Consider the following 20,424-nt stretch of genomic DNA (forward strand, 5'->3'; position numbering starts at 1 on the left):
CGAATGTGTAAATGCCGTGTAAAAAGCGCGATGAAAGCCACAGCTTTCGTCGCGTTTTTTTTCGGATGTTGTATATTCGACGTTGAGCCAAATTACCGCACGCCCGCCGCGTGCTGCCCTGATGCCAATGACAAGCCGTCTTGCCGGACCTGCCTTTGCAACCCTCGCGCTGCTGCTGTGCGGCGCCGCCGCGCACGCCGACACCACCATTTACAAGTGCGTCGACGCCGACGGCCGCATCGAATTCACCGACATCAACAAGCGCAACTGCAAGGTGCTTGAAGGACTGGGCCAGATTCCCGCGCCGCCCCAGCATCGCAGCGCCGCGCCCGCGCGCGCGGCCGCGCCGGCGGTGGTGCCGGCCGACTTCCCGAAAGTGAACACCTCGCAGCAGAAGGCGCGCGACGACGACCGCCGCGGCATCCTCACCGACGAATTGCGCGACGAGGAGAAGAAGCTGGCCGAGCTGCGCCGCGACTTCAACAACGGTGAGCCGGAGCGCCAGGGCGGCGAACGCAATTACGCCAAGTACCAGGAACGCGTGGCCCAGATGAAGGACAACATCGGCCGCGCCGAGAAGAACATCGACGCATTGAAGCGCGAGATCGCGAACATCCGATGAGCCGCAACGCAGCGGCCGCCGCGCGCCTGGCCGGCCTCGACCTGCTGGCGTCGGCGGTATTGCTGGTCGGCCCCGACGGCGGCATCGTGTATGCCAACGCCGCCGCCGAGCACCTGCTCGAGACGTCCGCCAAATCGCTGGCGCGCATGCAGCTGACCGCGCTGTTCGCCAACGCCGACGAGCTGGCCAAGCTTTGCGCCCAGGCGCTGGCCCACAAGTACGCGGACATGCGGCAGGACCTGATGCTCGAGCGCGCCGGGCGCGAGCCGCTGCACGTGCACAGCATCGTCAGCGCGACCGGCGAAGGCGACGTGGTGGTCGAGCTGCGCGAGAACGTCCAGCAGTTGAAGCTCGACCGCGAGGAGCGCATCCTCGACCAGAGCCAGGTCAACAAGGAACTGATCCGCAACCTGGCGCACGAGATCAAGAACCCGCTGGGCGGCATTCGCGGCGCGGCCCAGCTGCTCGAACTCGAGCTGCCGGCCGTGCACCTGAGCGCGCTGCGCGAATACACCCAGGTCATCATCAAGGAAGCGGACCGCCTGCAGACGCTGGTGGACCGCCTGCTGGCGCCGCACCGGCGTCCGCACATCGTCGGCGACGTCAACATCCACGAGGTATGCGAGCGGGTGCGCAGCCTGATGCTGGCCGAATTCCCCAGCGGCCTGACGATCCGGCGCGACTACGACGCCTCGATCCCCGAGTTCAGGGGCGACAAGGAACAGTTGATCCAGACGGTGCTGAACATCGCCCGCAACGCCGCGCAGGCGCTGGTCGAGCGCATCGCGGCCGGCGACGCCGAGCTGATTTTCCGCACCCGCGTGGCGCGCCAGGTCACCCTGGCCAAGGTTCGCTACGGGCTGGCATTAGACTTGCATATCATCGACAATGGACCGGGCATCTCGCCGCAGATCCGCGACCGCATTTTCTACCCGCTGGTGTCGGGCAGGGAAGGCGGCAGCGGGCTGGGGCTGACATTGGCGCAGACCTTCGTGCAGCAGCACCTGGGCGTGATCGAATGCGAGAGCCGGCCTGGATTGACGGACTTCCGCATCCTGCTGCCGCTGCCATAAGCCGCGGCGCGGACGGGAAGGACCGGATCCCGACCAATTGAAGATCCATATTGCGGGGAAGCGGAACTACATGAAACCAATCTGGATTGTCGACGACGACGCCTCGATCCGCTGGGTGCTGGAAAAAGCCCTGGCGCGCGAGAACCTGGCCACGCGCAGCTTTTCCAACGCGCGCGATGCGATGGCCGCGCTCGAAAACGAGACGCCGCAAGTGCTGGTGTCGGACATCCGCATGCCGGGCGAGTCCGGCCTCGACCTGCTGGCCGAAGTCAAGGAGCGCCATCCCGGCCTTCCGGTGATCATCATCACGGCGTTCTCGGACCTTGATTCGGCGGTCGCCGCGTTTCAGGGCGGCGCCTTCGAATACCTGGCCAAGCCCTTCGACATCGACAAGGCGGTGGAGTTGATCCGGCGCGCGCTCGACGAAAGCCTGCGCGAAGCGAGCGTCGAGGCGGCGCCGGCCGGCACCCCCGAAATTCTCGGCCAGGCGCCGGCCATGCAGGAAGTGTTCCGCGCGATCGGGCGATTGTCGCAGTCGAACGTGACGGTGCTCATCACGGGCGAGTCGGGCACCGGCAAGGAGCTGGTCGCGCGCGCGCTGCACAAGCACAGCCCGCGCGCGCAGCAGCCCTTCATTGCGCTCAATACCGCGGCGATCCCGAAGGACTTGCTCGAATCGGAACTGTTCGGCCACGAGCGCGGCGCCTTCACCGGCGCCCAGGCCACGCGGCGCGGCCGCTTCGAGCAGGCCGAGGGCGGCACCCTGTTCCTCGACGAGATCGGCGACATGCCGTTCGACTTGCAGACCCGCTTGCTGCGGGTGCTCTCCGACGGCCACTTCTACCGGGTCGGCGGACACCAGCCGATGAAGGCCAATGTGCGCGTCATCACGGCGACGCACCAGAACCTCGAGCAGCGCGTGCGCGACGGCCTGTTTAGGGAAGACCTGTACCACCGCCTCAACGTGATCCGCCTGCGCCTGCCCAGTTTGCGGGAGCGGCGCGAGGACATACCCCTCCTGGTGCGCCACTTCCTGGTGCAGAGCGCGCGCCAGCTCGGCGTCGAGGCCAAACGCATGAGCGAGGCCGCGCTGCAGTTCCTGTCCGGCCTCGACCTGCCGGGCAACGTGCGCCAGCTGGAAAACCTGTGCAACTGGATCACCGTGATGGCGCCGGGGCAGACGGTCGAGGTCAAGGACCTGCCGCTGGAGCTGACCAAGACCCAGGATGCGATCGCCGAGCCGATGGCGCCGGCGGCGCTGCCCGAGAACGGCGCCTGGGCGCGCGCGCCGCAGCATGGCGGGCCGACCCTGGCCGAAATGGGCGCGGCGGGCGGCTGGATCGGCCTGCTGGAACTGCAGGCGGCCAGCATGCTCAGCGCCGGCGAGGGAGAAGTCATGGACGTGCTGGGCAAGCAGTTCGAGTCGGCGCTGATCAAGACGGCTTTGAAGCACACGCACGGGCGCAAGAACGACGCCGCGGTGCGCCTGGGGATAGGCCGCAACACGATCACGCGCAAGATCGCCGAGCTGGGGATCGACGGCGCCAAGGACGAATAGCCGCCGCGGCCCAAGGTCTGGGGTCAGGTCCGCCGGAGCGACGGGGACGCCGAGTCCCCGGGTTTGCCGGCGCCGCGTGAGCAAGACGTAACCTCATTTGGCCCGCCGATATAGTAAGCTGGCGCCATCACGTCTCTTACCTCGTCAAATGCTGATCAACTGCGTCGCCTACCAGGAAGGCAAAAAACTCTCCGACATCCCGGTCGAGGAAATCAGCGATTACCTCGCCAAGCCCGGCACCTTCGTCTGGGTCGCGCTGCGCGATCCCGATCCCGCCGAACTGGCGATCATGCAGGAGGAGTTCAGCCTGCACGAGCTGGCGGTCGAAGACGCCCAGCGGGGCAACCAGCGCCCCAAGGTCGAGGAGTACGGCGACTCGCTGTTTGCCGTGATGCAGACGGTCGAACTTTCCGAAGGCAAGATGGTGGTGGGCGAAGTGGACGTGTTCGTCGGCCCCAACTACGTGCTGTCCTCGCGCCGCAACGCGACGCAGGGCTTCCTGGGCGTGCGCGCGCGCGCCGAACGTGAGCCGCACCTGCTGGCGCAAGGCTCGGCCTTCGTGCTGTATGCGCTGATGGACGCGGTGGTGGACCGCTACTTCCCGGTGGTGGACATGCTCGAATCGGAATTGGAGACCATCGAGGACCGCATCTTCATCCGCGGCTCGCAGCGCGCCAACATCGAGCGCCTGTATGAACTCAAGGCCAAGGTGCTGACCCTGCGCCACGCCGTGATGCCGCTGATGGAAGGCGTGGGCAAGCTGTATGGAGGGCGCGTGCCGGCCATCTGCATCGACACCCAGGAATACTTCCGCGACGTGCACGATCACCTGTACCGCATCGCCGCCACGCTCGACACCATCCGCGACACCATCAGCACCGCGATCCAGGTCAACCTGTCGATGGTGGCGATTGACGAAAGTGAAGTCAACAAGCGGCTGGCCGCATGGGCCGCAATCTTCGCCGTGTTCACCGCCTTCGCCGGCATCTGGGGCATGAATTTCAAGTTCATGCCGGAGCTCGAATGGCACTACGGCTATGCGGTCGCGCTGGCCATGATGTTCGGCGTGTGCGGCTACCTGTACTGGCGCTTCAGGCGCTCCGGCTGGCTCTAGCCGCACGCCGCCCCGAATAAAAAAACGCCCGGGAACTCGCGCTCCCGGGCGTTTTTGCGTGGCGCTACAGCTTAGAAGCTATAGGCGGCGCGCAGGTAGAACGTGCGGCCCGTCGGATCCGTGTAGCGAGGATCGTAGCCGGCCTGGAAGGTCGACGTCTGATAGCTCAGCGGCGGATTGCGGTCGAACATGTTCTTCATGCCGCCCGTCAGGGTCAGGCCCTTCATGACCTGGTACGACAGGTAGCCGTCAAACGTGGTGTAGGAAGGCACCGTGTTGGTCGGGGTCTGGTCGATGTAGCCCGACTTGTAGTGAGCGGCCAGGCCGCCACCGAAGCTGCCGCGGCTCCAGTTCAGGTTGAGGTTGTCCTGCCAGCGGAACACCGGGCTCGAACCCGAGTACACGCCCACGTTCTGATGGAACACATCGCCGACGAAGTTCTGGTACTCGTACTTGTTGACGAAGGTGTCGTTCATCGTGAAGTTGAACGTGCCGTAGTCGGCGGTGCGCAGGCGGTACGTGGCGCTCAGGTCGACACCGTTGGTGTTGGTGTTGCCCAGGTTTTGCGTACGCAGGTCGAGGTAGCCGCAGGTGGCCGGGTTAGGGCACTGCGAACCGTCGGTGGCCAGGTCGCCGGCCGCGTTGCGGTGGTAGTACGACGCGAAGGTGACCGGATCGCTGATGATGTCGTTGTCCGACAGCGAGCTGATGGCGTGCTTCATGCGAATCGCCCACAGGTCCACGCCCAGCGTCAGGTTGTTGACCGGCTCGAACACCACGCCCAGGGTCGCGTTCTGCGCCTTTTCCGGGTTCAGGTTCTTGTTTCCGCCGGTCAGGACCTGGAACTGCTGCTTGCAGTTCGCCGCGCTCGACTTGCCCGTGATCGCGTTCTTGCCGTCAGGGCAGTTCACCGGATCGCTGATGGTATCGGCCGAGTTGGTGTACGCCTGGGCCGAGTTGATTTCATACAGCGACGGGGCGCGGAAACCGGTCGAGTAGGAGCCGCGCACCAGCACGGTCTTCGACGGCTGGTAGCGGAAGCTGAACTTCGGATTGGTGCTGCTGCCGAAGTCGCTGTACTTGTCGTAGCGGACCGATGCCGTCACGTCCAGCTCCTTGATGATCGGGACGTTCAACTCGGCATAGGCGGCGTAGACGTTGCGCGAGCCCTCGTTGTGCGTCAGCGGATCGACGCCGGTGCTGGCCACCACTTTTTCCGCGTACTCGGTATTGGCGGTGTTCAGGAAGCTTTCGCGTTCGGCTTGCGCGCCGACGGCCAGGGCGGCGCCGCGGCCGGCGCCGAACCAGTCGGCCAGCTCGCGGCTGGCGCGGAAGTCCGCGGTCTTGGTCGTGCCTTTGGCGGTCTGCAAGGTGCCGTTCAGCGCGGCGCTGGCGATCAGGGCGTCGCCGGCGCTGTCCTGCGGTCCGAACGGGTTGATGACGCCGTTGAGCACGCCGGCGGTGATGATCTCGCCGTTGCTGTAGCCCTTGAGGTTTTCCTGCACCTTGTTCTCGTTGTAGCTGAGGGCGCCTTCATAGTCCCAGCCGGCCATCGCGCCGGACAGCGACACCACCAGGCGCTGCTGCTTGTTGGTGTTGTCGTCCGAGCGTGGCCCGTTCGGCAGGTCGCGCCATTTCAGGTGGATGTAGCCTGGCTTGAGGCCGTCCGTGAAGGCTTCGGAGCCGTCCGAGAACGCCGGGTTCAGCGCCGGGTTGGTCGGGTAGAACGGGTTCGGCGAACCGTCGAGGCGGGTGCGGTTCTGGAACAGGCCGCCGTAAGGCACCGGTGCGATCGCGCTTTGCACCTTGCTCTGGCTGTTCAGGTATTCGATGCCCAGCTGATGCTCGGGATTGAGCTTGATGGTGGCCTTGATCAGGCCGGTGGTGCGCTCGCTTTTCGGGATGTAGTCCACGAAGCTCGACGTGGTCATCTTGCAGCTGGTACCGTCGCCGCCCGGGATCAGGTCGGTGCCATCGACGCAGCTTGGCGCGGCCGGGTTGTAGCTGGCGCCGTCCTGGTAGTAGTTTGCCGGGCTGGTGGAGGCCGACAGGCCGCCGGCGTAGCGCGTGTTGTACGGACGCTGGGTGCCGCCGATGCGGTGCTGCTGCTGGTGGTCCACCATGGCGAACACGTTGTAGCCGTCCGACGCCAGGTCGCCGAAGCCGAAGCCGGCGTTGATGTTGTCGGAGAAGCCGCCCGGATGCTTCGGCGACTCGGCGCCGAGGGTGATGGTGCCGCCCTTGAAGTCCTTGCGGGTGATGAAGTTGATCACGCCGCCGACCGCGTCCGAGCCGTACAGCGAGGAGGCGCCGTCGCGCAGCACTTCGACGCGCTCGAGCGCGGCGAATGGAATCATGTTCAGGTCGGGCGCCGAGCTGTCGAGCGCGTTGTTGGCCAGGCGGCGGCCGTTCAGCAGGACCAGGGTCTTGTTGGCGCCGATGCCGCGCAGGTCGGCGAACGAGGCGCCGCCGGTGCTCGAGCCGACCACCTGGCTGGTGCCGGTGGACGCCTGCGACGCGGACAGGTTGGCCATCACCTGTTCGATCGTGGTGATGCCCTGCTTCTTCAGGTCGTCCATCTTCAGCACGGTCACCGGGACCGCGGTCTCGGCGTCGATGCGCTTGATGGCCGAGCCGGTAATTTCAACCCGCTGGATCGGGGCGGTCGCGTCCTGCGCCAGTGCGCCTTGGGCGGCAAGGCCCAGGCCGACGGCCACGCCGCCCGAAAACATCAGGCGCAACGAGCGGGACAACACGGTTTCCATCATCATTACTACTCCTTGTGAGTGTGCTTGGCGACGGCGCGAGGGTAGGGCGCCGCGGCCGGATCGTGCCTATGAAAAATCCGGATGGGGCATGATTGAGTTGCGATGTCCGAGCGTCAATCCTTACACGGCGGTATGTACGCCGCGCTGCAACAAAATGTTTCGATACAGGACAGGGCTTGACAGGCGGGGGAGCCGCTGCGGCTGCTGGGCGCAGAGGCCGTGGAAAGCTTGCGGAAAGATTGTTCCGAAAGAAAATTGGGTAAACCGTTTTACAAGATTTACACTACGTTACATTGGGACGAATGTATGTACGTGTGCAAAATCAGACTGTGCGGCGCGGCATTAAAACCACAGCCACCCCCGATTTTCGTGCTTTTTTGTATTGACGATCACGCAATCTTGTTGACAGGTAAATTTCCTCATGGTGTGATGAAGTGGTTCGACTTGTATAGGCCACTTGGTCCATGCAGTCGGATCACGCGCACCGTCAGGGGCTGCAGAACCTTGAGGTGTCGTTTTCGCGGTCAACTTCAAGGGAGCATCCATGTTTTTCAAGAAAACCGTCCTCGTCCGCGCGCTGGCGATCGCCTTCGGCGCCGCGGCGTTGACATCCATTTCCATGCCCGCGGCCATGGCGCAGTCGAACACCACCGGCACCATCTTCGGCAAGGTCGATGCGCCGCCCGGCGCCACCGTGGTCATCGAAAACACCGCGACGGGCTTTCGCCGCGTCCTCACCCCTGACGCGGGCGGGCGCTACAACGCCTTGTCGCTGCCGGTCGGCGACTACAAGGTGTCGCTGATGCGCAATGGCGCGGTCGAGCGCTCGGAAGACGCCTCGGTCGGCATCGGCGCCGGCGTCGATGTCAGCTTCGCGGCGCTGTCGGTGGTCCAGGTGCGCGGCACCCGCAACCGCATCGACGTGACGAACACCAACCAGGGCGCGACCTTCACCGCGCGCGAACTGGCCAAGCTGCCGATCCCGCCGACCGTCGGCGCCGTGATCCAGCTGGCGCCGGGCACCGTCAAGGGCGACCCGGGCTACGGCGGCTCCGGCGCGCCGAGTTTCGGCGGCGCCTCCGGTTCCGAGAATGCCTACTACATCAACGGTTTCCCTGTCACCAATCCGCTGACCCAGACGGGCTTCTCGACGCTGCCTTTCTTTGCCATCGCGCAGGCCCAGATCCTCACCGGCGGCTACGGCGCCGAATTCGGCCGCTCGACCGGCGGCGTGGTCAACATCACCTCCAAGCGCGGCACCAACCGCTGGGAAGCGGGCGTGGCCGCCGAATACGAGCCAGGTTCGCTGGCGGCGCGCTCGCGCAACATCGTCTATCCGGTCACCGGCTCCCCGCGCGACGGCACCGTGCGCCAGTACCTGCATGACGACCGCCAGGACCGCACCATGGGCAGCGCCTACCTGGCCGGCCCGCTGATCAAGGACAAGCTGTTCGCCTTCCTGACGCTCGAGCAGACCCGCACCACGTCCGAAGGCGTGACCTCGGTCAGCACCGACCCGGCCGCCGCCACCGCCGGATGGGAAAACCGCACCCTGAAGCAGCCGCGCGCCTTGCTGAAACTGGACTGGAACATCACCGACGACCATCGCCTCGAATACACGATGGTGCGCGACCGGCCGGAAGACCATCGCCGCTATTACGGCTACGACTACGCGACCCACACCCACAACAACGTGCTGGGCGCCGAAACGATCTACAAGAGCTACGGCCCGGTGCCGATCGCGGCAACCACCGGCGGCGACCTCGATATCCTGAAGTACACGGGCAACCTGCGCGACGACCTGACCGTCACCGCGCTGGTCGGCCGCACCAAGGTCAACCGCCAGCAGAACCAGGTTGGCTACGATCCGAGCTTCCCGCTGATCAACGTGGCCGACGGCGCGCCGGGCATCGACTACGTGTCGAAACAGCCGTTCACCGACGATGCCTTCGCTCCCGGCTCGCGCAACAAGTCCTCCGGCTACCGCCTCGACCTCGAGTACAAGCTCAACGCCTCCCACACCGTGCGCGCGGGCCTGGACAACATGAAGCTCGATTCGTATTCCGGCACGCTGACCTCGGGCGGCATCGAGTGGGACTACAGCTCCGACCCGTGCGGCGCCGCGATCTCCGGCGTGCCCGGCGTGGTCATGGCCCCGACCAACCTCAAGTCGGCCGACGGCTCGACCTGCTACTCGGTGTCCTCGTTCAAGTTCAAGGCGGTCAATCCGGCGCGCGTGGACCAGGGCGCGCAGTACATCGAAGACCGCTGGCAGGTCACCAAGGACGTGCTGGCCGTGATCGGCTTGCGTAACGAATCGTTCAAGAACTACAACGAGGAGGGCAAGGCCTTCATCAGCCAGACCCGCCAGATCGAACCGCGCCTGGCCATCAGCTGGGACGTCAACGGCGACTCCTCGACCAAGGTGTTCGGCAATGCCGGCCGCTACCACCTGCAGATGCCGGCCAACGTCTCGATCCGCTCCGGCGGCGCCTCGACCTACCTGCAGCAGTTCTTCTCGTACACCGGCGTCGATCCGGCGACGGGCGCGCCGACCGGCACCGTCGCGCTGACCCCGGTGTTCTCGCCCGACGGCGAAACCGGCAACCCGAAAGACCTGAACTACGTGGCGGCCAAGGGCCTGAAGTCGCACTACCAGGATGAGATCTCGTTCGGCTTCGAGAAGGCGCTGTCGAAGCAGCTCAACGTGGGCGCGAAATTCACCTACCGTGACCTGAAGAGCACGCTGGAAGACTGGTGCGATCCGCGGCCGTTCCACAAGTGGGCCGCCGACCACGGCGTCGGCACCGACAAGCTCGACGGCCAGGGCGCCTACGCCGCCAGTGGCCCGGCGTTCAGCTGCACCATCATCAACCCTGGTCGCACCAACACCTGGGACCTGGACTTGGACGGCGACGGCAAGACCGAGCACGTGGTGCTGACGCCGACCGACATGGGCGGCGGCGAGAGCACGCGCGACGGCGCGGCGCTGCCGAAAGCGACGCGCACCTATGTCGCGCTCGACCTGTTCGCCGAGCATCCGTTCGACGGCAAGTGGTACGGCAAGCTGAACTACACCTGGTCGCGTTCGCGCGGCAACACGGAAGGCCAGCTCAATTCCGACCTGCAGCAAGCCGACCCGGCCACCACGGTCTCGTTCGACTTCAAGGAACTGGAAGAGTACGCCACCGGACTGCTGCCGAACGACCGGACGCACGTGATCAAGGCATTCGGCTACTACAGCGTGCTGCCGGAAGTGACTGTCGGCGGCAACCTGCTGGTGTCGTCGGGCCGGCCGCGCCAGTGCCTGGGCGCCTATCCGGACGCGGCTGACGCCGCCGGCGTGTACGGCAGCCTGTTCCACTACTGCCCGGTTGCCGGCTCGACGACCAACGTGCCGTCGCCGCGCGGCAGCACCGGCCGCATGCCGTGGACCAAGACGCTCGACATGAACGTGTCGTACAAGCCGACCTGGCTGAGCGGCCTCGAGTTCAAGATGGACGTGTTCAACGTCTTCAACACGCAGACGGCCAGCCGCCAGCGTGACATCAGCGATCCGAGCAACCGCTATCAGCTCATCACCAACTACACGGCGCCGCGATCGGCCAAGTTCTCGGCCGTGTACGGGATGAAGTTCTAAGCAGGGAGGGGCGGGTCCGGCCGGGCCCGCCTCGTTCGCGCAAGCAAAAACGCCCGGCAAGCAGCTTGCCGGGCGTTTTTTTGCGCCCCGCATTTTCCCGGGGCGGTGCGCGTTGCGTTGACGAACTAGCGCGCCATCGACAGCGCCACCGCCTCGGCCACCTTGATGCCGTCCACCGCCGCCGACAGGATGCCGCCGGCGTATCCGGCGCCTTCGCCGGCCGGGAACAGCCCGCGCGTGTTCAGGCTTTGCAGGTCGTCGTCGCGGCGCTTGATGCGGATCGGCGACGAGGTGCGCGTCTCGACCCCGGTCAGCAGCGCGTCCGGATGGAAGTAGCCCTTGATCTGCTTGTCGAACGCGGGAAACGCCTCGCGCATCGCCGTGATCGCATACTCGGGCAGGGCGCTCGCCAGGTCGGTCAGGCGCACCGCCGGCTTGAACGAGGGGATCACCGAGCCCAGCGCGGTCGAGGCGCGGCCAGCCACGAAGTCGCCCATCAGCTGGCCCGGCGCGTCGTAGGTGCCGCCGCCCAGGGCGAAGGCGCCTTCCTCAAGGCGGCGCTGCAGCGCGATGCCGGCCAGCGGGTGGCCCGGATAGTCCACCTCCGGCGTGATGCCGACCACGATGGCGCTGTTGGCGTTGCGCTCGTTGCGCGAATACTGGCTCATGCCGTTGGTGACGACCCGGCCCGGCTCGGACGCGGCGGCCACCACGGTGCCGCCGGGGCACATGCAGAAGCTGTACACCGAGCGCCCGTTCGAAGCGTGGTGCACCAGCTTGTAGTCGGCCGCGCCGAGGATCTTGTTGCCGGCGTTCGGGCCGAAGCGGCACACGTCGATCAGCGACTGCGGATGCTCGACCCGGAAGCCGATCGAGAACGGCTTCGCTTCGATGTACACGCCGCGCTCGTACAGCATCTCGAAGGTGTCGCGCGCGCTGTGGCCGATCGCCAGCACCAGGTGGCGCGTGGCGATGCGCTCGCCGCTGGCCAGCACCACGCCGCGCACCTGGCCGCTGTCACCATCGCGCTCGATGTCGACGTCGACCACCTTGCTCGAGAAGCGGTACTCGCCGCCCAGCGCGATGATGTTCTCGCGCATCTGCTCGACCATCTTGACCAGGCGGAAGGTGCCGATGTGCGGCTTGCTCACGTACAGGATTTCCTCGGGCGCGCCGGCCTTGACGAACTCGGTCAGCACCTTGCGGCCGTAGTGCTTGGGATCCTTGATCTGGCTATACAACTTGCCGTCCGAGAAGGTGCCGGCGCCGCCCTCGCCGAACTGCACGTTCGACTCCGGGTTGAGCTCGCGCTTGCGCCAGAAGCCGAAGGTGTCGACGGTGCGCTCGCGCACCACCTTGCCGCGCTCGAGGATCAGCGGGCGCAGGCCCATCTGGGCCAGGATCAGCGCGGCGAACAGGCCGCACGGCCCGGTGCCGATGACCACCGGGCGCTCGTTCTTGTCGTGGCCCTGCAGCTGCTCGCCGCCGGCGACGAACTTGTAGCTGGTGTCGGGCGCGGGCATCACGTGCTGGTCGTGCTTTTTGCGCGCCAGCACGGCCGCTTCATCGCGCACCTCGGCGTCGATCGCATAGATCAGCACGATCGCGCTCTTCTTGCGCGCATCGTAGCTGCGCTTGAATACCGTAAAGCCGAGCAGGTCGGCGCTGTCGATATCCAGGCGCGCCAGCACGGCGGCGCGCAGGGCCGCTTCCGGGTGGTCGAGGGGAAGTTTGAGTTCGTTAATTCGCAGCATAGTTGACGGCGGGAATGGATCGCGGTGAATCCGCTATTTTACCCGAGGCCGTCATTGGACCGGAATCGGCTGCTTCGGCGCCGCATTTTGATGTCGCAGCGCAGCAATTGCCGCTCAGAACCGGTCCCGTTGATTTGCGCCGATTGTCATCCATCGTCCGCCAAACGCCGCGTACCGGTTGCACCGTGCGTCCATACCGGGAGTTCTTTACGTTGCGGCGCACCATCGGCGTGCAAAATTCGCCCGAGAATTGTGCAAATTTTTTAACTGTTGTTTATATGCACGGTAACCCTCCTGCAAGATTGACATCGCTTGTTTCGATATGGTTCTATGTAGCACTTAAATTGTTGTTTGTAATCAAACGATGTTTATTATTTCGTTCATTGAACGAAAAGAAGTACGAAGTAGTGGGGCAAGAGAGAAACACCCGTGATTTAGAACGAAACAACACCCTTACCAAAAGCCGATCGTTTTCGAAAAGCTTTAAAAAACATTAGGAAATCACATGTTGAGAAAAACTGTACTAGTACGCGCCTTGTCGGTCGCGTTCGCCACCGCAGCGTTGACCGCCGCCGTTACGCAGCCAGCAATGGCGCAGTCGAACACGGTCGGTATCATTTTCGGTACCGTGCCTGCTGGTTCCGCCAATTCGGTGGTGCTGCGTAATACGGATACGAACCAGACCCGTACGGTCCAGGTTGACGCAAACGGCAAATTCCAGGCGTCCGGCCTGGCAATCGGCCACTACCGCGCGACCCTGATGAAGGGCAACACCGCGGGCGCCACGTCCGAAGTGGACGTCATCGCCGGCCAGGGCGCGGAAGCCATCTTCCCGGTCAGCGGCGTGCAGTCGGTGCAGGTCCAGGGCCGTCGCACCCGTATCGACGTGTCGAACACCAACAACGGCGCCGTGTTTACCGCCCGTGAACTGGCTCGCCTGCCGATCGCTCCAAGCGTGGCGTCGATCGTCCAGCTGGCCCCGAACACCACCCGCGGCGACCCGCGCTACGCAGCCGGCGACAGCTTCGGCGGCGGCGGTCCATCGGAAAATGCGTACTACATCAACGGTTTCCCTGTCACCAACCCACTGACCCAGCTGGGCGCATCGGAACTGCCATTCGGCGCGATTGCCCAGGCCCAGGTGCTGACCGGCGGCTACGGCGCCGAGTTCGGCCGTTCGGTCGGCGGCGTGGTCAACATCACCACCAAGTCCGGCACCAACAACTGGGAAGTCGGCGCACAGTATTCGGTCGAGCCAAACGCATGGCGCAGCAAGTCGAAGAACTACATGTACGAGAACACCAAGGCGCTGGACGCGAAGGGCAATCTGCTCAACGCCACCACTGACGGCCAGGTACGCGTGTGGCGCGAGAGCAACACCAAAGACGTCAAGCGCGTAGGCGCGTATGTCGGCGGCCCGCTGATCAAGGACAAGCTGTTCATGTTCCTGGCCGGCGAAACCACCAACACCGACACCAACTTTGTGAACACGGCGTTCACCGCGAACCCGACGACGCCGGCCGGCTGGGTCGAGAGCCGCGCGATCCAGGATCGCTACACCGCCAAGTTCGACTGGAACATCACCGACAACCATCGTCTGGAATTCACCAAGATCGGCGACGATGCCAAGGCCGACCGTTCGTCGTACGACTACAACTTCGCCACCCACCAGACCAACCGCGTGCTGTCGTTGCGCGGCAACTGGTCGAACGACACCAGCGCCAACGGCTTTACGCCTTCGTCGGGCGGCGATGTGCAGATGCTCAAGTACACCGGTAACATCACCGACGACCTGACCATCAGCGCCCTGGCCGGCGACAGCAATGTCCGCCACACCAACCGTTTCGCCGGCATCAGCACGCTGCTGCCAGGTACCGCCATCGGCTCGAACGGCAACCCTAACCCGGCTGTCCCGATTCCTAACCCGAACCCGGTGACCTTCAACATCACGCCGGACGGCGCAGCCGACAAGGTCAAGGCCAAGCGCCTCGACCTCGAGTACAAGATCGCTACCCACACCCTGCGTGCTGGTCTCGACCGCGTCAAGATGTCGTCGATCAACGCCGGCCAGGAAACGCCTGGCGGCGCAACCTGGACCTACTTCAAATCGGCCGAAGCCCTGCCGACCACCCCGATCAGCATGGGTTCCGGATCGAAAGTGGCGCCTGCAACCGGCGGCCAGTCGGGCCTGAACGGCTTCTACGTCCGCAAGGTGCAGTTCAGCACCTCGACCTCGGCAGCGTCGGATCAGTCGGCGGAGTACCTGGAAGATAAATGGCAGGTCACCAAGAACCTGCTCGTGACCGGCGGTATCCGTCGCGAAGGCTTCACGAACCGCAACGGCGACAACGAAACCTTCCTGAAGCAGGATGGCAACTACTCGCCACGCCTGTCGGCAGCCTGGGACGTCAACGGCGACGCCAGCTTCAAGGTGTACGGTAGCGCCGGCCGCTACTTCGTGCAGATCCCGACCAACGTGACGGTACGTGGCGCCAGCCGCGCCACCAACACCCAGCAGTTCTACACCTACTCGGGTATCGATGCGAACGGCCAGCCGCTGGGCCTGGTCCAGCTGACCGCACCGCGTTCGTCCAACAACGAATTCGGCCAGGCCAAGGATCCGCGCACCATCACCGCGACCAACCTGAAGCCGACCTACCAGGACGAAGTGACCCTCGGTTTCGAGAAGGCCTTCTCGCCTTCGCTGAACTTCGGTGTCAAGGGCACGTACCGCAAGCTGCGTTCGACCGCGGACGACTACTGCGACCAGACCCCGTTCGACAACTGGGCAGCGCGTAACGGCGTCAGCACCGCCAACTGGAAATTCGGCCTCGGCTGCGTCATCATGAACCCGGGCGAAGACCAGACTTTCCTGGTTGACTTCAACAACGGCGATCCAGCGATCAAGCCAACCCTGACCACGGTCAAGCTGACCGCTGCGGAAATCGGCCTGCCGAAGACCAAGCGCATCTACTCGGCACTGGACTTCTTCGCAGAACACCCACTGCGTGATGGCTGGTACGGTAAGGTCAACTACACGCTGGCCAAGAACCACGGTAACACCGAAGGTCAGACCAATTCGGATACCGCCCAGGCCAACGTGTCGATCACCGCGGTGTGGGACTTCGCCCAGATCATGGAATACGCGGATGGCGAACTGCCGAACAGCCGCAAGCACCAGATCAAGGCATTCGGCTTCTACCAGGCTACCCCTGAGTGGACCGTCGGCGGTAACTTCCTGGCTGCCTCGGGTCGTCCGAAGGGTTGCCTGGGTATTCACCCGCTGCAAGCGGTCAACGACTTCGGCTACGGTGCTGCGTTCCACTACTGCAAGCAATCCCTGGATGCTTCCGGTCCATCGCTTCCAGCTCCACGCGGCACCCTGGGCCAGTACCCATGGGATGTTCGCCTGGACATGAACCTGGTGTACTCGCCTGCAGTTGTCAACGGCCTGTCGCTGAAGCTGGACGTGTTTAACGTCACCAACCGTCAGACCGTCCAGGTCCTCGATGACACCCGTGAAACTTCGTCGGGCTTTATCGCCGCCCGTGCCGGCGCTGTGCTGAGCTACACGGCAGCACGCTCCGCGCGCTTCACCGTCGAGTACAACAAGAAGTTCTAAGCGACTCGATCGCCCGGCAGGCCGCAAGGCCTGCTTCGGAGCGCAAAAACAAAAACCGCCGGATTCGTCCGGCGGTTTTTTTCGTCAGTGGAAAGGGCGGGCGGCAGGACGCCGCTGGCCGGTGGATGGCCTAGAAGCCGCCCCAGAAAGCGTTCAGCGCGGCAACGGCGGCGATGCCGGCCGTCTCCGTGCGCAGGATGCGCGGGCCGATCGACAGCGCGATCGCGCCCTGGGCGATGGCCGCGTCTTCTTCCTGCTCGGTGTATCCCCCTTCCGGTCCCACCAGCAGCGAAATCGCCTGCGGCGGCTGGTGGCGCGCCCAGTGCGCCAGCGATTCGGTCGCGCGGGGCGACAGCAGGATGCGCTTGTGCAGGCCGTTCTGGCCTATCCACCCGTGGAAATTGCCCAGCGGCGCCAGCCGCGCCAGCCGGTTGCGCCCGCTCTGCTCGGACGCCGCCACGATCACTCCCTGCCAGTGGGCCTGGCGCTTTTCAAGCCGGTCGGCCGCCAGCTTGACCACGCTGCGCTGGGCCGCCAGCGGCTGGATCGCCGCCACCCCCAGCTCGACCGCCTTCTCGATGATCCAGTCCATCTTTGCCGCTTCCGGCAGGGCCTGGGCCAGCGTGATCTCGTAGGGCAGCTCGCGGTCGCGCTCGACGAAGGCGAGCACGCGCGCGGTGGCGCGCTTTTTCTCCAGCACGGCCAGTTGCGCCAGGTATTCGCCGCCGTCGCCGTTGAACAGGGTCAGTTCGGCGCCCGGCTGCAGGCGCACCACCCAGGCGTGGTGGGCCACCGGGTCGGGCAGGTCGATGGTGTCGCCCACCGCGAAGGGCTGGGGGCAGTAGAAACGCGGCATGCAAGAATCCTGTGGTTGAGCCTAGTAATCAGGGGCATTTTAAGGCCCGGGGCCGGCCTCTGGTAAAATAGTTGGTTCAGTGACGCCAGTCCCGCCCCGCACTCCCCATTCTTACGACTTCAACAATTCGAGCGATGAAACCTATGCAAACCACTACTCTGATGGCCAACGCAATCCGCGCGCTGGCAATGGACGCAGTCCAGAAAGCCAATTCCGGCCACCCTGGCATGCCGATGGGCATGGCCGAAATCGCCGTCGCGCTGTGGGACGGCCACTACCGCCACAACCCGGCCAATCCGAAGTGGGCCAACCGCGACCGTTTCCTGCTCTCGAACGGCCACGGCTCGATGCTGCACTACTCGCTGCTGCACCTGTCGGGCTATGCGGTCACGATGGACGACCTGAAGTCGTTCCGCCAGCTGCACTCGAAGACCCCGGGCCACCCGGAAGTGGACATCACGCCAGGCGTCGAGACCACCACCGGCCCGCTCGGCCAGGGCATCGCCAACGCGGTTGGCATGGCCCTGTCGGAGTACCTGCTGGCGTCCGAATTCAACAAGCCGGGCTTTGAAGTGGTGGACCACTACACCTACGCCTTCATCGGCGACGGCTGCCTGATGGAAGGAATCTCGCACGAAGTGTGCTCGCTGGCCGGCACCCTGGGCCTGAAAAAGCTGATCGCCCTGTACGACGACAACGGCATCTCGATCGACGGCAAGGTCGAAGGCTGGTTCACCGACGACACCCCGCAGCGTTTCGAGTCCTACGGCTGGAACGTGATCCGCAACGTCGACGGCCATGACGTGGCGGCGGTGGACGCCGCGCTGGCGCAGGCGCGCAAGTCGGACAAGCCGACCCTGATCTGCTGCAAGACCGTGATCGGCAAGGGCTCGCCGAACCTGCAGGGCGGCGACAAGGTGCACGGCGCCGCGCTGGGCGACAAGGAAGTGGCGGCGGTGCGCGAGCACCTGGAATGGAGCCACGCCCCGTTCGAGATCCCGGCCAACGTCTATACCTCGTGGGACGCCAAGGAAAAGGGCGCTGCCGTGGAAGCCGAATGGAACACCACCTTCGACGCCTACCGCAAGCAGTTCCCGAAGGAAGCCGCTGAACTGGAGCGCCGCATGAATGGCGACCTGCCGGCCAACTTCGACGAGACCCTGGCCGCAGCCATCGCCTCCTGCGTCGACAAGAAGGAAAACACCGCCACCCGCAAGGCCAGCCAGAACGCCATCCAGGCGCTGGCGCCGTCGCTGCCCGAGTTCCTGGGTGGCTCGGCCGACCTGACCGGCTCGAACCTGACCAACTGGAAAGAGTCGATCGCGGTGCGTTCCGGCAAGCCGGGCAACCACATCAACTACGGCGTGCGCGAATTCGGCATGAGCGCGATCATGAACGGCGTCGCCCTGCATGGCGGCTACATCCCGTTTGGCGCCACCTTCCTGACCTTCTCGGACTACAGCCGCAATGCGCTGCGCATGGCCGCCCTGATGAAGCTGCGCTCGATCTTCGTGTTCACCCACGACTCGATCGGCCTGGGCGAAGACGGCCCGACCCACCAGTCGGTCGAGCACGTCTCGTCGCTGCGCCTGATCCCGAACCTGGACAACTGGCGCCCGTGCGACACGGTCGAATCGGCCGTGTCCTGGGGCGCCGCGGTCAAGCGCAAGGATGGTCCGTCGACTCTGATCTTCTCGCGCCAGAACCTGCCGTTCATGGATCGCAGCGCGGCCCAGATCGCCGACATCGCGCGCGGCGGCTACGTGCTGCAGGACGCGCCTGACGCGAAAGTCATCCTGATCGCCACCGGTTCGGAAGTCGAGCTGGCCGTCAAGGCGGCCGCCGCCTTGAAAGAGCAGGGCATGGCCGCGCGCGTGGTATCGATGCCGTCGACCGACGTGTTCGACCGCCAGGACGCCGCCTACAAAGCCAGCGTCTTGACGAAAGGCGTGCCGCGTGTTGCCATTGAGGCTGGCGTGACCGATTTCTGGTACAAGTATGTGGGCCTGGAAGGCGCGGTGGTGGGCATCGACAGCTTCGGCGAATCGGCCCCGGCGCCGGACCTGTTCAAGCACTTCGGCTTCACCGTCGAAAACGTGGTGAGCAAGGTCAAGGCAGTACTGGCTTAATTTGGAGGACGGCACGGGCAGGGATATCCTGCCCGTGTCGCATGCGAACGGATTTTTTTAACCAGGAGAGAAGTAATGACGATCAAAGTTGCAATCAACGGTTATGGCCGCATCGGCCGCAATGTGCTGCGCGCGTTCTATGAAGGCGGCAAGAAACAAGACATCCAGATCGTCGCCATCAACGACCTCGGCGACGCCAAGTCGAACGCCCACCTGACCCGCTACGACACCGCGCACGGCAAGTTCCCGGGCACCGTGACCGTCGAGGGCGACAACATGATCGTCAACGGCGATCCGATCCGCGTGTTCGCGCAGCGCAACCCTGCCGAGATTCCATGGGGCGAGCTGGGCGTGGACGTGGTGCTCGAGTGCACCGGCTTCTTCACCACCAAGGAAAAGGCCTCGGCCCACCTGAAGGGCGGCGCCAAGAAGGTCATCATCTCGGCGCCGGGCGGCAAGGACGTGGACGCCACCATCGTCTACGGCGTCAACCAGAACGTGCTCAAGGCCAGCGACACGGTGATCTCGAACGCCTCCTGCACCACCAACTGCCTGGCCCCGCTGGTCAAGCCCCTGAACGACGCGATCGGCGTCGAAAGCGGCCTGATGACCACCGTGCATGCCTACACCAACGACCAGGTGCTGTCGGACGTGATGCACGAAGACCTGCGCCGCGCCCGTTCGGCCACCATGAGCATGATCCCGACCAAGACCGGCGCGGCCGCCGCGGTCGGCCTGGTGCTGCCTGAGCTGAACGGCAAGCTGGACGGCTTCGCGATCCGCGTGCCGACCATCAATGTGTCGCTGGTGGACCTGACCTTCATCGCCAAGCGCGACACCACGGTGGAAGAAATCAACCAGCTGATGCAGAAAGCGGCGGCGGAAGGCCCGCTGAAGGACATCCTGACCTACCAGACCGAGCCGCTGGTGTCGATCGACTTCAACCACAACCCGGCGTCGTCGAATTTCGATTCGACCCTGACCAAGGTGTCGGGCCGCCTGGTGAAAGTATCGTCGTGGTACGACAACGAGTGGGGTTTCTCGAACCGAATGCTCGACACCACCGTCGCGCTGATGAACGCCAAGTAATTTTCGCAAGTCATCACCCACAAGCCCGGGCGCCTGCCCGGGTTTTTTTTCGTCCATTTTTTTTCGAAAACCGGGAAAGTTTGGTGAAAAACCAACACCCTTCGGTGAAAAATTACCTTTTGTCCACAACCCTTCTTTACTTGAAACTATGTTGTATGCCAATCTCATGGGTTGCGTGTAGGAACCACTACATCAAACG

12 protein-coding genes are annotated in these 20,424 nt (G+C 64.5%); 9 read left to right on the top strand and 3 right to left on the bottom strand.

Translation table 11 applies throughout. The features are described 5' to 3' along the window. The first annotated feature begins 127 nt into the window (after window positions 1–127). The 4 genes from Q4S45_RS02285 to corA all read left to right on the top strand — a co-directional run bounded on the left by Q4S45_RS02285 (window position 128) and on the right by corA (window position 4,367). Complete coding sequence (locus tag Q4S45_RS02285) at window positions 128–622, top strand: DUF4124 domain-containing protein (protein ID WP_305508756.1); 495 nt, start codon at window positions 128–130, stop codon at window positions 620–622. Then, a complete protein-coding gene (gene glnL, locus Q4S45_RS02290; RefSeq protein WP_305508758.1) occupies window positions 619–1,695 on the top strand; it encodes a nitrogen regulation protein NR(II) in 1,077 nt (358 codons plus the stop codon). The genes Q4S45_RS02285 and glnL overlap by 4 nt, the downstream gene beginning before the upstream one ends. A gap of 70 nt (window positions 1,696–1,765) precedes the next feature. Beyond that, the gene (gene ntrC, locus Q4S45_RS02295; protein WP_305508760.1) at window positions 1,766–3,253 is read left to right on the top strand and encodes a nitrogen regulation protein NR(I); all 1,488 of its coding nucleotides are present in this window, start codon (window positions 1,766–1,768) and stop codon (window positions 3,251–3,253) included. Between the two features lie 148 nt (window positions 3,254–3,401). Then, entirely contained in the window at window positions 3,402–4,367 is a 966-nt protein-coding gene (gene corA / locus Q4S45_RS02300; RefSeq protein ID WP_305508762.1) for a magnesium/cobalt transporter CorA, read from the top strand. A gap of 71 nt (window positions 4,368–4,438) precedes the next feature. Here corA and Q4S45_RS02305 read toward each other — a convergent pair whose 3' ends face one another. Beyond that, the gene (locus Q4S45_RS02305; RefSeq protein ID WP_305508764.1) at window positions 4,439–7,138 is read right to left on the bottom strand and encodes a TonB-dependent receptor; all 2,700 of its coding nucleotides are present in this window, start codon (window positions 7,136–7,138) and stop codon (window positions 4,439–4,441) included. A 541-nt stretch (window positions 7,139–7,679) separates the two neighbouring features. Here Q4S45_RS02305 and Q4S45_RS02310 point away from each other — a divergent pair. Continuing rightward, the gene (locus Q4S45_RS02310) at window positions 7,680–10,775 is read left to right on the top strand and encodes a TonB-dependent receptor (RefSeq protein WP_305508765.1); all 3,096 of its coding nucleotides are present in this window, start codon (window positions 7,680–7,682) and stop codon (window positions 10,773–10,775) included. Window positions 10,776–10,900: 125 nt separating this feature from the next. On the opposite strand, the gene Q4S45_RS02315 is transcribed toward Q4S45_RS02310, so the two are convergent. Continuing rightward, the gene (locus Q4S45_RS02315; protein WP_305508767.1) at window positions 10,901–12,529 is read right to left on the bottom strand and encodes an NAD(P)/FAD-dependent oxidoreductase; all 1,629 of its coding nucleotides are present in this window, start codon (window positions 12,527–12,529) and stop codon (window positions 10,901–10,903) included. A gap of 14 nt (window positions 12,530–12,543) precedes the next feature. On the opposite strand from Q4S45_RS02315, the gene Q4S45_RS02320 reads away from it, so the two are divergent. Continuing rightward, the gene (locus tag Q4S45_RS02320; RefSeq protein ID WP_305508768.1) at window positions 12,544–13,026 is read left to right on the top strand and encodes a hypothetical protein; all 483 of its coding nucleotides are present in this window, start codon (window positions 12,544–12,546) and stop codon (window positions 13,024–13,026) included. Window positions 13,027–13,034: 8 nt separating this feature from the next. Continuing rightward, window positions 13,035–16,151, top strand: coding sequence for a TonB-dependent receptor (locus Q4S45_RS02325; protein ID WP_305508770.1), 3,117 nt, complete (start codon window positions 13,035–13,037; stop codon window positions 16,149–16,151). 130 nt (window positions 16,152–16,281) lie between these two features. On the opposite strand, the gene Q4S45_RS02330 is transcribed toward Q4S45_RS02325, so the two are convergent. Further along, window positions 16,282–17,007, bottom strand: coding sequence for a 16S rRNA (uracil(1498)-N(3))-methyltransferase (locus Q4S45_RS02330; RefSeq protein WP_305508772.1), 726 nt, complete (start codon window positions 17,005–17,007; stop codon window positions 16,282–16,284). A 143-nt stretch (window positions 17,008–17,150) separates the two neighbouring features. On the opposite strand from Q4S45_RS02330, the gene tkt reads away from it, so the two are divergent. Next, window positions 17,151–19,136 (top strand): transketolase, encoded by a 1,986-nt coding sequence (tkt, locus tag Q4S45_RS02335; RefSeq protein ID WP_305508774.1) that lies wholly within the window; start codon window positions 17,151–17,153, stop codon window positions 19,134–19,136. Between the two features lie 75 nt (window positions 19,137–19,211). Next, window positions 19,212–20,225, top strand: coding sequence for a type I glyceraldehyde-3-phosphate dehydrogenase (gap, locus tag Q4S45_RS02340; protein WP_305508776.1), 1,014 nt, complete (start codon window positions 19,212–19,214; stop codon window positions 20,223–20,225). The last annotated feature ends 199 nt before the right edge of the window (window positions 20,226–20,424 follow it).

It is taken from the genome of Massilia sp. R2A-15, from assembly GCF_030704305.1.
Lineage (GTDB): Bacteria > Pseudomonadota > Gammaproteobacteria > Burkholderiales > Burkholderiaceae_D > JAFCUW01.